General features: G+C 62.9%; 11 protein-coding genes. 5 read left to right on the forward strand and 6 right to left on the reverse strand.

The window, feature by feature from the left end; all coding sequences use genetic code 11:
- Positions 1–1098 (forward strand): NAD(P)/FAD-dependent oxidoreductase, encoded by a 1098-nt coding sequence (locus tag AC1VVM_RS20940; protein WP_482905672.1) that lies wholly within the window; start codon positions 1–3, stop codon positions 1096–1098.
- Positions 1099–1431: 333 nt separating this feature from the next.
- On the forward strand, positions 1432–3894 hold the full coding sequence (locus tag AC1VVM_RS20945; protein ID WP_482957321.1) for an AMP-binding protein: 2463 nt from the start codon (positions 1432–1434) through the stop codon (positions 3892–3894).
- A 39-nt stretch (positions 3895–3933) separates the two neighbouring features.
- On the opposite strand, the gene AC1VVM_RS20950 is transcribed toward AC1VVM_RS20945, so the two are convergent.
- The 4 genes from AC1VVM_RS20950 to AC1VVM_RS20965 form a co-directional block, all read right to left on the reverse strand.
- Positions 3934–4215, reverse strand: a complete 282-nt coding sequence (locus AC1VVM_RS20950) for a UBP-type zinc finger domain-containing protein (protein WP_482957322.1) — start codon at positions 4213–4215, stop codon at positions 3934–3936.
- Positions 4216–4232: 17 nt separating this feature from the next.
- Entirely contained in the window at positions 4233–5873 is a 1641-nt protein-coding gene (locus AC1VVM_RS20955; RefSeq protein WP_482957323.1) for an FAD-dependent oxidoreductase, read from the reverse strand.
- 128 nt (positions 5874–6001) lie between these two features.
- Positions 6002–6208: a ferredoxin gene (locus tag AC1VVM_RS20960; RefSeq protein WP_482905676.1), complete on the reverse strand. Its 207-nt coding sequence runs from the start codon at positions 6206–6208 to the stop codon at positions 6002–6004.
- Positions 6205–7521 (reverse strand): cytochrome P450, encoded by a 1317-nt coding sequence (locus AC1VVM_RS20965; protein ID WP_132390660.1) that lies wholly within the window; start codon positions 7519–7521, stop codon positions 6205–6207. Before AC1VVM_RS20965 ends, AC1VVM_RS20960 begins: the two co-directional genes overlap by 4 nt.
- Positions 7522–7849: 328 nt before the next feature.
- Here AC1VVM_RS20965 and AC1VVM_RS20970 point away from each other — a divergent pair, with 328 nt between their 5' ends.
- Positions 7850–9100 (forward strand): cell wall hydrolase, encoded by a 1251-nt coding sequence (locus AC1VVM_RS20970; protein WP_482957324.1) that lies wholly within the window; start codon positions 7850–7852, stop codon positions 9098–9100.
- A 39-nt stretch (positions 9101–9139) separates the two neighbouring features.
- Here AC1VVM_RS20970 and AC1VVM_RS20975 read toward each other — a convergent pair whose 3' ends face one another.
- Positions 9140–9997 (reverse strand): oxygenase MpaB family protein, encoded by an 858-nt coding sequence (locus AC1VVM_RS20975; protein WP_482957325.1) that lies wholly within the window; start codon positions 9995–9997, stop codon positions 9140–9142.
- A 119-nt stretch (positions 9998–10116) separates the two neighbouring features.
- Between AC1VVM_RS20975 and AC1VVM_RS20980 the strand changes: the two genes are divergently transcribed.
- Positions 10117–11001, forward strand: coding sequence for a 3'-5' exonuclease (locus tag AC1VVM_RS20980; RefSeq protein ID WP_482957326.1), 885 nt, complete (start codon positions 10117–10119; stop codon positions 10999–11001).
- A gap of 33 nt (positions 11002–11034) precedes the next feature.
- Here the strand turns inward: AC1VVM_RS20980 and AC1VVM_RS20985 are convergent, their stop codons facing one another.
- On the reverse strand, positions 11035–12972 hold the full coding sequence (locus AC1VVM_RS20985; protein ID WP_482957358.1) for an energy transducer TonB: 1938 nt from the start codon (positions 12970–12972) through the stop codon (positions 11035–11037).
- Between the two features lie 294 nt (positions 12973–13266).
- Between AC1VVM_RS20985 and AC1VVM_RS20990 the strand changes: the two genes are divergently transcribed.
- A complete protein-coding gene (locus AC1VVM_RS20990; protein ID WP_482906768.1) occupies positions 13267–13851 on the forward strand; it encodes a TetR/AcrR family transcriptional regulator in 585 nt (194 codons plus the stop codon).
- Positions 13852–13942 lie beyond the last annotated feature (91 nt).

The following is a 13942-nucleotide window of genomic DNA, read 5'->3' on the forward strand; positions in this document are numbered from 1 at the left end:
GTGGCCGATGCCCTCATTCTGGGCGGAGGCCTTGCCGGCAGCGCCGCTGCATGCCTGATCGCGCGCGGCGGCAAACATGTGAGCCTGCTGGAACGCGAGACCGGCCCGCATCACAAGGTCTGCGGCGAATTCCTGTCGATCGAGGCGGTCGGCCATCTGCGCCAGCTGGGTGTCGATCCTCTTGCGCTCGGCGCCGCGCCGATCGAGCGGATCCGCGTCGTGCAAGGGCACCATGACGTGGAGGCAGCCCTGCCCTTCACGGCGCTTGGCCTCAGCCGTTTCACGCTCGACGAAGCACTGATCGCCAAAGCCGAGACATATGGCGCCCACGTCGAACGCGGCGTGCGGGTACTGGAGCTAAACGGACGCACCGCGCGCACGACGCGGGGAGAGCGGGAAGGCCGCCACGTTCTGCTCGCCACCGGCAAGCTACCCGTTCGCGAACAGGGCGTGGTCCTTTCCGGCCGCGCAGAAGACGGCTTCGTCGGCTTCAAGATGCACTACCGCCTCACGCCGGCAGCCGCGCGGCAACTGGCGGGAACCATCGTGCTGGCACTGTTCGACGGCGGATACGCGGGCCTTCAGCTCGTGGAGGATGGGCGGGCCAACCTCTGCCTCATACTGCGCCGCAAGACGTTCTCGCAGCTGGGCGGGGACTGGGCGGCGGTGCGCGGATGGTTCGAAAGCAATCCCGTGCTGCAACGGATACTGGCAGATGGCGATGCCCTGTTCGAAAAGCCGGTGGCGATCGCCAACCTGACTTACGGCCTGCCCTCCCGCGACCACGCCGAAGGACCGGCGCTGAGCCTGGGCGACCGCTGGGCGATGACGCCCTCGCTTACTGGCGACGGCATGGCCATAGCGCTGCGCAGCGCCTTTCTCGCCGCGCAATGCGTCCTTTCGGCGGCGGATGCCGCATCCTATCATCGCCGGCTTGCAGCGCAGACACGCCGCCAGATTACCCGAGCAATGGTCCTTCAGAACGGGCTGGAATCATCGGCGCTCCGCTTCGCCGCATATTGGCTGGCGCGCCTTCACCCCCCTCTTCTTACCCGCGCAGCCCATGCAACCAGGCTGCCTGCCTGGAACGAAGCCTAGCAGCACTCTTTTGAGAAGCCGGCAACGGCAGCACTCCTACAAAGCCAAGGCTCTCAACGAAGAACGGGGCCATCATTCCGCATCCTTTGGCGCAACTGGCCGATGATGTTCCGGGACTCGCGCTTCCGGGCGGTTTGCAAGGCGTAGATCCTTCCGGGTCAATCAATGAACCCCGATCCACCGACCAAGCTTCTCGGTTGGCATTTCTCACTACTTGCGTGAAAATATTGGCGGATTTAATCTGCGGGTCGCCATATTTTATGGACAGATGCCGTGAACATTTCGTGATGCATTCACTGAAATTGCCCGAAGATCAGCGGAGAGGGGTCCACAGTGCAACACCAGAAGCTGACAGCCGTAGCGCTCATTACGCGAAATTCTCTCTCCTATATTGAAAGCGTATTTTCGCTCAACGAAGCACGTCAGCTTATCGTCAACGTTCCCGACGAATCCTTTGCCCATGCCTTGACCGGATTGGACATCGAACGCTGCATCACCCCCGAAGAAGGCGGTGGCTGGTTTGTTGCAAGTCATCCACTGATCCGGGCCGATCTTCCGGCTCAGGTTACCTATACTTCGGGTACGGAGGGCAAACCCAAGGGTATTGTCCTGACCTATGCCAATCTCGCGGATGCCTCTGAACGCATAATAAATCAGATGGAGTTGACGTCTGACGTGCGCGAGTATGTCGGCGTGCCGGTTAACTACAGTTTCGGTTTTGCCCGCATACGCGCCGTCAGCGCGGTGGGCGGCCAGGCCTATCTGCCGCCACGCGGTTTCGACCCCCTCGAACTATCGCGAATGCTCAAGTCAGGCGAAGTCAACGCCCTGTCTGCGGTTCCCACGCTGCTGCGGATATTGCTTCAGGCGAAGGCCGTGATCGGTGACGCCGGCAAGAAGCTGCGCTGGATGGAAATCGGTTCGCAGTACATGTCCGCAGCTGAAAAGCGCGAGATTCGTGAACTCTTTCCCAATGCCCGGATCGTTCAGCACTACGGCCTCACCGAAGCGTCCCGCAGCACTTTTCTGCGGATCTCGGAAGTTCCGGACGAATTGCTGGAATCGGTCGGTACGGCCGTCGGCGCGACCGAGGTGGCCATATCCGAAGAAGGCCGCATCCGCATTCGCGGTCCGCACGTTGCCCGCTGGCGCTTGGATTCCGAAGCCTTGCTGGACCTTTGCGGCCCCGATGGCTGGCTGGAAACCAACGACCTGGGCCACATTAAAGACGGCCAACTTTATTACGACGGCAGGGCAGATGATCTGATCAACGTCGGCGGTATAAAGATCAACCCGGATACACTTGAGGCACGCATTGGTCAAAGTCTGAGGCAAGGCGGCAAGATCGTCGTAACCAAGGTGCCTGACGCACTTCGCGGCGAAGGCATTCTGGTGGCGGCAGAGACGCCTGAAATTACCACCGATCAACTCCACTTTGCTTCGGCAGAGGCTCTGAAAGAGCTTGGAATTGTTGCAGGCGATGCCTTGCACGTAAGGATCGTGTCGGCCCTTCCGCGGACAGCGACGGGCAAGCCCTTGCGCCGCCTTCTGGCCGATGAATTTGTCGAGGCAGGCAAAGCTGCTACCGCCGCTCCCGTTTCAGATCAGGCGGTTGAAGCAGAGCCTTGCGACGTACTGGGATTCTTCCGGCAATTCTTCCCCGGTCGACGCATCGGGCCGAATGACAGCTTCGAGACCATGGGGGGAGACTCCCTCAGCTACATCCAGTTTTCGCTCGGACTTGAGGAGCGCTTCGGTGCTCTGCCCGACGGGTGGGAATCGATGACCATTGAACAACTGGAAAAGCGCGCGGGGACCGGTGAACGAGGAGGATGGCGCAAGCTGGACGCCTCCACGTTGACGCGCGCATTCTTCATGTTGTGCATTGTTGCCGAGCATCTCGATACATTCATTTACAGCAAGAATTGGGGCGCTGCCTATTTCCTGTTCATGCTAGGTGGCTATAGTATCATCCGCTTTCAGTGGCCGGAAATCAGCAGAACCGGCAAAGTCGATACGATCTTCGGAACCGTGCTCAACGTCGCCATTCCGACGATCCTGGTCGTCGCCTTTATGCAGAGTTGGGCCAGAACGTTCGAACTGAAGCCCCTGCTGCTGATCTCGAACTGGTTCGACCCCAGCCAATATCATATCGCGTACTATTATTTCGCGGAAATATATATTCAGCTGATACTCGTAGTGGCCGTGATGCTTTCGTTTTCGAAAATTCGTGCAGCCATCACGAATAGCCCCATGGTTTTCTGCACTGCCTTCGTGGTTATTGCGACGATCGCAAGCTGGATGGTCGAACGGATCTGGGATACGAACTATCTCTATCATCGGACACCTATCTGGTATCTGTGGACGGTCGCCGCAGGCATGCTGATGGGCTGTGCGCGGGATCGTCAAAACCGTGTCGTGGCCATGGTGATCGTAAGCACCGCTGTTTTGGTCCATCACGGCTACACCTCGGCCAGCGCTTACATCATAGGCGGCGCGGCGCTGCTGCTCTTTGGAACCGCGATCAAGGTACCCTCGGTGGTAAAGTCGATAGTGTCCGAGATCGCCGGCTCGTCGATGTTCATATATCTCAGCCATGCGCAAGTCCGGTCGATAGTCATCCGGCTGTTTCATGGCCCGAGGCCGTGGATTGCCTTTTATGTCGCCATCGGGTTCGGCATTGCCTTTGCCCATTCATACCACTGGGTAGAGCGCAAGGTGCGCGTATTCCTGAGCACCTATCGGGGCAGGGTGAACGCCGGTGGCATTCCCAAGGACGCCTTGCTGCGCGGGTGAACTGCGCCAGCAAGGCTGGCTGTTCCGAAGCGCGAAAGGTCAGTAGAAGCGCGGTATCGGACCCCATTGCGGGGTCCGGCCGGGTAAATCGACCTCGACTTCGTCCACCCAGCACCAGCCCCACCCCTCAGGCGGATCATAGCCTTCGATGATGGGATGATGCGTCTCGCCGAAATGGGCGCGGGCGTGGCGGTGAGGGGATTCGTCGCAGCAGCCGACATGGCCGCAGCTGCGGCACAGGCGCAAGTGGACCCACCGGCTGCCGATTTTCAGGCACTCTTCGCAGCCTTTGGCGCTGGGAGTGACTTCGTTGATGGTCATGCTGTGCGAACATCCCGTCATGGCGCGGCCTTCCGATTGGTGGCGAACATCGTATGGATCTGGGAAACCACAGCAGCGCCCTCTCCAACCGCAGCGGCGACCCGTTTTGTCGAACCGGCCCGAACGTCGCCTATGGCGAAAACGCCCGGCATCGTCGTTTCGAGCGGCAAATGGCCACGCCCGGTCACGACGAAGCCGTTGTTATCCCTTTCCAGTCCCGGCGGCAGCCAGCCCGAATTGGGATCGGCGCCGATGAACAGGAACATGTGACGCAGGGCCTGCCGGTGGAGCGTGCCGTCCGCATTGTACCGGATAGTCGCGCCTGCCAGTCCGCCCGCGACATCGCCCTCCAGCGCCACCACTTCCGCGCCGACATGCAGTTCGACATTGGGCAACTGCGCTATCCGGTCGATCAGATAGCGGGACATCGTATCGGCAAGATCGCGCCGCACGATCATGTGCAGCTTCTTCACTTGCGGCGCGAGGAAGACCACGGCCTGCCCTGCCGAGTTGCCGCCGCCGACCAGAGCGATCTCCTCGCCCGCGCAGAGCCGCGCCTCGATGGGTGAGACCCAGTAGGATATTCCTGCGCCTTCGAAGCGCTCCAGTCCCTCAATCGCAAGGCGCCGGTAGCGTGCGCCGGAAGCGACCACCACAGCGCGCGCCCGCACGCCATGCCCACCCGCGAGTTGCAGATACAGGTGATCGCCATTCTGCTTCAGGTTTTCCACTTCGGCGGGAATCGCCATCTGCGCACCGAACTTGAGCGCTTGATTGAAGGCCCGCCCCGCCAGCGCGTGCCCGGATATGCCGGTGGGGAAGCCGAGGTAATTCTCGATCCGCGCCGAGGCCCCCGCCTGCCCGCCCATGCTGCGCGCATCAAGCACGACCACCGACAACCCCTCCGAGGCGCCATAGACCGCGGCGGCAAGTCCCGCCGGACCGGCGCCGACGATCATCACATCGTTCACCACATCGGGATCGATCTGCGCAGAAAGACCAAGGCAAGCCGCCAGATCGGTCTCACGCGGGCGGCGCAGGATCGGGCCGGTCGGGCAGACGACCAGCGGATATTCCGCCGGGTCCACGCCCAGCCGCTCGACCATGGCCTTGCCTTCGCCGTCCTCACTCACGTCGAGGACGAGGTAGGGATAGCCGCTGCGCCGCAGGAATTCGCCCAGCCTGACCACATCCGGGCTGCCCGGTACGCCGATCAGGACCGTGCCGGCCCCGCCTTCCTCGATAAGCCCCACGCGGCGCAGGATCAGGGCCCGCATGACCGTCTCGCCCAGTTCGGCCGAGCCGATCATCAGCGCCCGCAAATGCGCGGCATCGATCGGGATCGCTGTACAACCGTCCGGTCCGGCCCGCCCGCCCGCGATCGAGGGGCGACCGGCCAATTGGTTGATCTCGCCCGTGAATTGGCCGGGACCATGGGTGGTGACATGGGCTTCCCGGCTCAACCCGTCGCGGCGCTGGACCTCGATATGCCCCGCGAGCACCAGCCAGGTGGGCGAGTCGCGGTCGCCAATGGAGTAAACCGCATCGCCGGGGGCGAAAACGCGCTCCGGCCCACTTGCGAAACGCCGCGCAGCGGCCACTTCGGCAGCGCCCAGAACCGGGAACATCTGGTATTCGCGACTCGAGATCGTGCTCATGCCAGTCTCCTGCCGAGGTTCCGATCGTTCCGGATGCCCTATCGGAGCGTAACCGACCTTTTAATCGAGCGCTATTCTCTCTCTCGTCATGATGGATTGGCTTGTGGTTTAGCGTTTCAGTTTATGCCCTAGTCAACGGAAGAGTCGTCAACGAGGAAAATCGCCCGCGCAGGGCAGCGGTCGACCGCCCGATGCACCATATCCTCGAATTCCGCAGGCACCTCACCGACCAGCACGGTAGCATAGCCGTCTTCGTGCAGCTCGAACGCTTCGGGACAGAGCCCCACGCAGATCCCGAAACCGGCGCATAGATCCGGATCGACACGGACTTTCATCGCGCGACAGCCTCCACCGGGTCAAACTCCAGATTGATATGCGTCAGCCCGCGCAGAATGAAGGTTGGCAGATAGCTGTAGCGGCGTGCGTCGCGCGGGCCGTGAACTTTCTCGGAAATGCGAATGTCGCTGGTCCGATCGAACATGCGGTTGAGGCTGACGACCGCCTCTGCCCGCGCCAGCGGAGCGCCGGGACAGGCATGACGACCGGCGCCGAATGCCACGTGGAGCCGCGCGTTCTTGCGGGCCATGTCGAACTCGCCGGGGTTTTCAAACTTACGAGAATCCCGGTTGGCCGCGCTGTTCGAGATATAGAGGAAGCTGCCGGCCGCGATATCGACCCCGCCAAGGGTCGTCGGCTTCTTGGCCAGCCGGAAGTCGCCTTTGACCGGGCCCTCGATGCGCAGGCATTCCTCGACGAAATTGGGGATGAGGCTGCGGTCTTCGCGAAGGCGCTGCTGGAGGTCCGGCCGCTCGCCGATCACCTGGAAAGCGTAGCTGAGCAACCGCACCGTGGTTTCCTGCCCGGCCGCGAACAAGTTGGCCGCAATGCGGGCCACGTCGATCGGCTCCGGCACCTCGCCACCGGGGAATGTCGCCTTGGCGAGCCCGGTCAGGATATCCTCCTTGGGATTGGTCCTGCGGTCCGCGATATAGGCCGAGAACGTGTCGTACAGCCACTGCAACGGCGAGTGATGAACCCCTCCGTCGGTGCCGCCGACCACGGCGCCGCCACTTTCCTGCTCCACCCGAATGAGGTGCTTGCGGAATTCGACCCGATCCTCAGGCGGCACGCCGAGCAGGTCCGATACGACGAGCACGGCGAAGGGCTGCGCGAAGGCGTCCATGAACTCGCACTCGCCGCGCGCAAGGAAGGTGTCGATCTGTTCGTCGGCCAGCTTCCACATGAACTCCTCATTTTCCCTGAGGCGCTTCGGGGTAATCAGCGACATCAGCAGCGACCGGTGCATGGTGTGCACCGGCGGGTCCATCGTCGGAAGCTGATCGCTGAACGGCGTCTGATCCCGATAGGCTTCGATCAGTTCGGAAACATCTTCGTTTTCATGCCCCTCGAACGGAATAGGGCAGCCTGCGAACGGTCCAGTCGTCGACATGCAGGATGAGAAGCGAGCGGGATCGTTATAGACCTCAAGGGCTTCGTCATAGCCAGTGACCATGATGATGCCCTGATGCGGCTCACGCACCACCGGAGACTGGTCTCTCAGATAGTCGAAATAGGGGTACGGATCGTTGACGAACCGATCGCTGCGGAAGAAATCATGCTCCTCAAACGCGTGGGGCGTGTCGTTCATGGTCTCTCCTCTGGCGTCGCCGGAATGTTCACGGTCTATGTTTGGCTGATAGCCGGTCGGGCATATAGCAATGACGCCGAAGACCAGCCACAAGCCCGGTTTGAACACAAATACTCATCGCCTGAACGATCAGCCCCAGTCTTTGGCCTTTGTCCAAAGAATGGAGAACGATCGGCAGAGTCCCGAGATAAGCGGCCAAGCAACGCAGACAGGCGCGCAATCACCACGGTTCGGCCGGTATGGGTCTTCCGCGCTTCGCCAAAGGCGCGGTATATGCGCGCCAATGGCGGAGCTTTCAGCAAACCCACAGCTCCGGGCCGGGGGACTGATGGCTCCGCTGCTGCTCGGATTGCTGCCCTGGTCCTCGGCATTGGGCGGGGGCGTCACCGGAGAGATCGGCCCGATCGTCCCGGTCGCGCGCATGATTGCGGGGGTAGCGACCGGCTTGCAGGCCTTCGCCTTGCCCTCCACTCCCCTGCCCGCTCTTCCCGAGTTGGTTCCCCCCGGTATGCCGGACGATGCCGCGCGCGAGGCGGCCAGGCGGATCAATGCCTCCATTCCCTTTGCCAGCGGACGCGAGACACCGGCCGCCCCGTTCCGCTTCGTCGGATCGCAGGAGGACCGCCTTCGCGCGATCGACTGCATCGCCAGTGCCGAGTACTACGAAGCCGGCGGCGATCTCGACGGGCAGCGGGCGGTCGCGCAGGTCGTGCTGAACCGGATGCGCCATCCCGCCTTCCCCGCCAGTGCCTGCGGCGTCGTGTTCCAGGGCGCCGAGCGCGCGACCGGTTGCCAATTCACCTTCACCTGCGACGGCGCCATGGCAAGGCGGCCGATGCCCTGGCTTTGGGACAAGGCCCGCGCGATCGCGGCCAGCGCGCTCAATGGCGCCGTGTTCGCGCCGGTTGGACATGCCACGCATTACCATACGGATTGGGTAGCCCCGCCCTGGAGCGGCGAACTCGACAAGATTGCGCGCGTGGGACCGCACCTGTTCTTTCGCTGGCGCGGCGGCTGGGGCAGTCCCGCGGCCTTCCGCCAGCGTGTCGATCCCGGAGAGTCGGCGATTGCGCCTCTAACAGCGCTTGCAACCGGCCAGGAACCGGATCCGCTTGCGGCCGGGACCGGGGCCGACCTTATTCCGGCCGTTGCGACGGCTTTGGCCGACCCGCCCGATCCCACGTCTCCGGATGTGATCGGTGTGGACCTGCGGGGCGCCCGGCTGAAACTGCTGAAACCGTCGGGCGATGCCTTCGGCCTGCTTTTGCCGCGCACCGCCCCCGGCTCCTTCGGATCGCTGGCGCTCGATCTCTGTCGCGGGCGCAGTTTCTGCGAGGTGACGGGCTGGGTCGACGGCGCGGACATTCCCCGAAGCTATCCGATCCCGACCAGCGCGCGGCGGTCCATGGCCTTTCTCTATTTGCGCGATCAGGCCAGCCACCGCGAGATGACCGCGTGGGATTGCAAACTCTTCCCGCGCAACGATCCCACCGAGTGCCTGCGCAAGGTAACCGCGCCCAAGATCGTCGCGGCCAGCGCGCCCGCAGTGAAAGTCGATGCGCCGACCGCCTTGCAATAGCCGGCATCCGCGCCCTGCCCGTGCTAACCTCGAAAGCGTTCACCGCGTCCCGGCAAAGGCCCATCGCACCGCCCCGGCCATGGCCCGCGTGCCGATCATTTGCGGCCACGCCGAAGCCCCCGGCCGTTTCAATCCCAGCAAGATCCGCGCGAACGGTGGCAGCAGATCCACCGCCGCGACCGCAAGGGTTCTCGCCACCGCTCCGGAGCGCCGCTCCCGCTCGCCATTCAACAGGAACGAGGCCACCTCGCGCGCCGCAAGACTGCCTTCGAGTTCACCTCGCATGTCAGCCATCAGCGACTGGGCTTCCAGGCGACTGCGCGGAAGCGGCGAAGCCCCCAGCATCTCGGCCACGACCGCGCTTTGTTCGAAATAGCGGTCCTGCGCGGCCGGTGGCATGCCGGGATTTCCATAAGCCAGATAGGCCTCCAGAAAGCTCGTCGCCTCCGCAAGATGTACCCATGCAAGGACCCGAGGTTCGGTCGCCGAATAGGTCCGGCCATCCGGCATTGTCCCGGTGACGCGCGCGTGAATGGCATTGACCCTGTCGATGGCTTTCCGGGCCTCATCGCGATGACCGTAAGTGGTCAATGCAATGAACCGCGCGGTTCGGCGCAGCCGCCCCTGCACGTCCTCGCGAAAATCGGAATGATCGAGCACGCCCTGCAACGCCGCCGGATGAAGCATCTGCAACAGCAGCGCCCGCATGCCGCCAACCATCATGGCGACCACATCGGCGTGAACCATGCGGATCGGGCTATCTACCTCGAACAATGCGTCATTCGAAGGAACGACCGGCATCTCGCCCTTCTCGCGGTCATTGAAAACGCCGCGCACCTGCCGCACGAGCAGGCCGCGCACGGCGGAAGCGGGACCGGGAATATTCAGCGCAGCCATAAGGCGATCCTGCCTGAAATCGAGACGACGCGATAGCGACAGCCCCATGACAAAACGACTGGCCGGCGGTAAGGCTCCGGCCCCGCCTTTTCCGGGCACACCTCAATCAAGCCGCAGCTATGTCCCGCCCTTCACCCGATGCCCTGTACCGCGCCGCGGCGTTCCTGGATCCCAGCCCCGATTTCCGCGTGTTGCGCCGTCTTCAGCCGGTCTCGCGATTTCATGCGCCCAGGCCGGGAGGAAACAGCCGGATCGGCGTTGCCATCGATGTCGAGACGACCGGCCTTGACCACGAGACGGACAAGATCATCGAACTCGCCATCCAGCGTTTCCGCTTCGATGACACCGGCCGCATCGTCCAGGTCGGACAACCAAGGGTATGGCGCGAGGATCCAGGCGTGCCGCTTGATCCCCGAATTACGAAACTGACGGGTCTCACGAACGAGGTTCTCGAAAACCAGAAAATCGACGAGGCACTCGCGATCGAGATCCTGTCCTCTGCTGATCTCATCATCGCCCATAACGCGCGCTTCGACCGCCCCTTCGTCGACAAACGGCTGCCGGCTATCGCGGGCAAGCCGTGGGCTTGTTCGATGGCCGAACCGGATTGGCTTGAACTGGGCTTCGACGGCAAGGCGCTGGCCCATCTCGTCTCGCAGTGCGGCTGGTTCTATGAGGGGCACCGCGCCGAAAACGACATTCTGGCGCTGATCTACCTTCTCGCGCACGACCTGCCAGATGGCGTGACGATCCTTGCCAAATTGCTCGCCGCGTCGGAACAGCCAAGCTACCGCGTCAATGCGATCGACGCCCCGTTTGAATCCAAGGATCTGCTCAAGGGCAGGGGTTATCGCTGGAATGCAGCGCTCCGGTTCTGGTCGAAGGAAATCTCCGCGACCGATCATGATGACGAGAAACTCTGGCTGACGAATGAAGTCTACCGCGGGTTCGGCGAGCCTGCGTTTATCTCCGTCACGGCATGCGAACGGCACGGCAAGTCCTGAGGAAGCCGCACACGCTCGACGCTGCCACGGGTATCAGGGGCGCATGGCGAAGGCGATCGTGTTGGTGTTCGCGGTACAGGCGGTGGAGGCCCCCGGGCGATAGCTCATGTCGTACTGCACGCCTTTGCCAACTTCGGTCGCCGCCTTTCCGAAGATCAACGGCGGATAGGAAACGAGCGGGCGCACGTTTGCCGTCGAGCCATTGGCGTTGATGTCGTATTCCAGATTGACCCAGCCTTCGAAGCCCATTTGCATGGCTGACAAGGGATAGTCGCCGCCAGTCACATTGGTACGCCGGAGCGCCGGGGGCAGGCTGAGCAGAGCGCACTGTTCATCGGTCAGTCCGGTCTTGTCGTAATAGGTCTGGGCTTGCTTCAGATTGCCCGCTGCTGCGGCGCGATTGGCTTGCTCCAGCCAGGCGAGCTGCCGCAGCGGATGGGTTTCGGGCAGCCGCGTATCTTGCGCCACTTGCGCCACCCAGGCGTCGGTCTGCGGATCGCGCCGCGTCGTCCGCTCTCCCGCGGCGTCGAGCAGGAGCGTGTCTGCGGCCAGTGCGTCGGCGGCGATCGCCGGCTCCGCCGCCAGCGCAGCCCTCGCCCGGCTGCGATCCCGTGCCCTCTGCTTGCTGTCCGGATCGCGATGCACCAGTTGCTCTACGCGCAGCGAGTTCGTAAGTTCTGCCGGAAGAGATGCCTGCGTGGCGATCTGAACGGCCTTGTCGGCCAACGCGGACGGGGCATAAGGATCGAGATCCAGGGTCATGCCCAGCGCTGCGGCGCGTACCGCTGCGCTGGCGGCGCCGGTTTCGTCTTCTCCCAGCCGGTGCAGCCGGGCGAGCACGGCGATACGATCGCCCTCCAGAGTATCCGCCGGCAGGACCGTCGCGGCCCAGTTGGCAAAGCGCGCGTTCATCGGTGCCCATAGGCCAGGAGCCTTGCCCAGCCGATTGCTGCACCGCACTTCCACGCGCGCGGCGACGCGATAGAAGGCGGGAATGGCTGCGGCACTGTCCGGCCCCCAATACCAATCATGCACGGCCTGTTCGAAGGCGGCCGCCACTTGCGGACCACCCCGCGAATAGACGGTCTGCGCGTAAGCCACGGTGCCATCGTCATTGATACCGAACTCCACCACGGCCACGTCATCCGGGCGCAGGCCGGTCTCCTCACCGCACAGCGGCGGATCCATCGATTCCGCATGGACGAACGGCTTGCCGGAAAGGCGGCCGGCACCGGTATAGGCCAGATAGAGGCGGGCATCGTCCCGGCGTCCGATCAACATAGCTGCCATCGCCAGGTCCCCGCGCAAGGAAACCTCGTCAACCGTCGTGCGCAGGGTTAGCCCGCCGCTGAGTGCCAGTGCCTGCTTCAGTTCCTTGTAGGCTTCTTCCGCCCGGCCCTGATTGAGCAACGTGCGCGCGTAAAGCGTGCGATAGGCAATGGCGTTCTTTTTATTCATCTCCGGAAGCGAGTCCATGATCGCCAGCGCTTCACGCGCCGGGGCAAGCGCTTCTTCGGTTCCGTCGAATGCGGTCGCACGGGCCAGACGCAGCAGCGGATCGAGCCGGAAGGCGCCGGTGCGGCCTTCCAGCGCCAACCGGTAATACGCCGCGGCGCCCGTGCGATCGGAAAGGGCCATGCGCACATCGCCCAATGCCATCCGCGCTTCCGATACGTCGGAGGCAAAGTCCGGCCCGGCGGCAATCAGTGCGGGCAGACCCAGCGCGATCGCACGCTCCCCTTCATCCCGGCGGATCTGGCGGACCAGGCAGATGCCCTTGCGCACCGCCACCGCCGAAGCGGGGAACGAGCCCGGCTTGAGGTGAGGATCCTTTTCCAGCGCCTCGAACTGCGCGATCGCTTCCTTGCATTGGCCGCTGTTTTGCAGAGCGCTGGCCGCATCGAACTTTTCCTGAAGCGTCGTCGGCGTCACAGGTGCGGCAGCGGCCGAAGCGGCCGCAAGAAAAAGCATCAGACTCACGAATCTTCCCCCATCGCACCACGCAGATGCAACGGCAGACCTATGGCGCGTCTTGCGCGATGTCCACGGTGATCGATGCCATTCTGGCTTTGACGGCGGGCTCGCGGTTGGCAGGCATGTCCCTTTCCGAACGGCCCCGGATTTGAAGTGCCCTATCAAGATATGGCAGGAGCGTTCGCGGCCCGATCTCCGCCCAAAACGCGGCGGCTCAACAAGAATTTTTAAGCAGTCGCTTATTTTATGCCACAGAGGTATTGCGATGGATTGGGAGCACCGAACTTGACCATGACCAGGAAGCGAAAGAGTGACGAAAGCGCCGGAACCAAGAGGGCCATCCTGGACGCCACTCAGCAGATAATGTGCAACGAGGGTTATGCCGCCGTCAGCTCACGACGAGTGGCCGAAGTGGCCGGCCTGAAGTCCCAGCTCGTCCATTATCACTTCGGTACGATGGACAATCTGATGCTCGCCCTGTTTCGCCGCGCGGAAGAGGATTATCTGGCTCGGCAAGTCCGTTCACTCACATCGACGAGCCCGCTGCGCAGCCTTTGGGAGGAGTCTCTCCAGCAGGCCGACGCCCGCCTCACCATCGAATTTATCGCTCTTGCACGCCATTCCGAAGCTATTGGCAACGAAGTCCGGCGGGCGAACGAAACGACCAGAAACATCCATAGCATGATCATCGCAGGCGCTTTGGAGCGTGCCAACATACAAAGCGCGCCGGCACCGGAAGTCGTGGCCTTTCTCATTGCCGCCATCAGCCGAACACTCGGGACGGAAGAAGCCTTGGGAACGTCGCTGGCCCATGAAGCGGTTCACGCGTTTCTCGAAGGCCTGCTCAACAAGCTGGAACCGGCTTCAGCCCCGTAACGGGGCGTCAAATGGCCGATCGCCCGACCCTGCCACTTCCGGCTGATCGGTGCGCCCTTCCGAGTACAATTTATCCGTTCGCATGATACGC

It is taken from the genome of Novosphingobium sp. BL-S-33, assembly GCF_056857025.1.

What these genes read in the sequence shown, in the direction of transcription:
- AC1VVM_RS20990 (WP_482906768.1), top strand. Translation starts at nt 13,267, where the DNA reads ATGACCAGGAAGCGAAAGAGTGACGAAAGCGCCGGAACCAAGAGGGCC.
- AC1VVM_RS20985 (WP_482957358.1), bottom strand. Translation starts at nt 12,972, where the DNA reads ATGCTTTTTCTTGCGGCCGCTTCGGCCGCTGCCGCACCTGTGACGCCG.
- AC1VVM_RS20960 (WP_482905676.1), bottom strand. Translation starts at nt 6,208, where the DNA reads ATGAAAGTCCGTGTCGATCCGGATCTATGCGCCGGTTTCGGGATCTGC.
- AC1VVM_RS20950 (WP_482957322.1), bottom strand. Translation starts at nt 4,215, where the DNA reads ATGACCATCAACGAAGTCACTCCCAGCGCCAAAGGCTGCGAAGAGTGC.
- AC1VVM_RS20955 (WP_482957323.1), bottom strand. Translation starts at nt 5,873, where the DNA reads ATGAGCACGATCTCGAGTCGCGAATACCAGATGTTCCCGGTTCTGGGC.
- AC1VVM_RS20975 (WP_482957325.1), bottom strand. Translation starts at nt 9,997, where the DNA reads ATGGCTGCGCTGAATATTCCCGGTCCCGCTTCCGCCGTGCGCGGCCTG.
- AC1VVM_RS20980 (WP_482957326.1), top strand. Translation starts at nt 10,117, where the DNA reads ATGTCCCGCCCTTCACCCGATGCCCTGTACCGCGCCGCGGCGTTCCTG.
- AC1VVM_RS20970 (WP_482957324.1), top strand. Translation starts at nt 7,850, where the DNA reads ATGGCTCCGCTGCTGCTCGGATTGCTGCCCTGGTCCTCGGCATTGGGC.
- AC1VVM_RS20965 (WP_132390660.1), bottom strand. Translation starts at nt 7,521, where the DNA reads ATGAACGACACGCCCCACGCGTTTGAGGAGCATGATTTCTTCCGCAGC.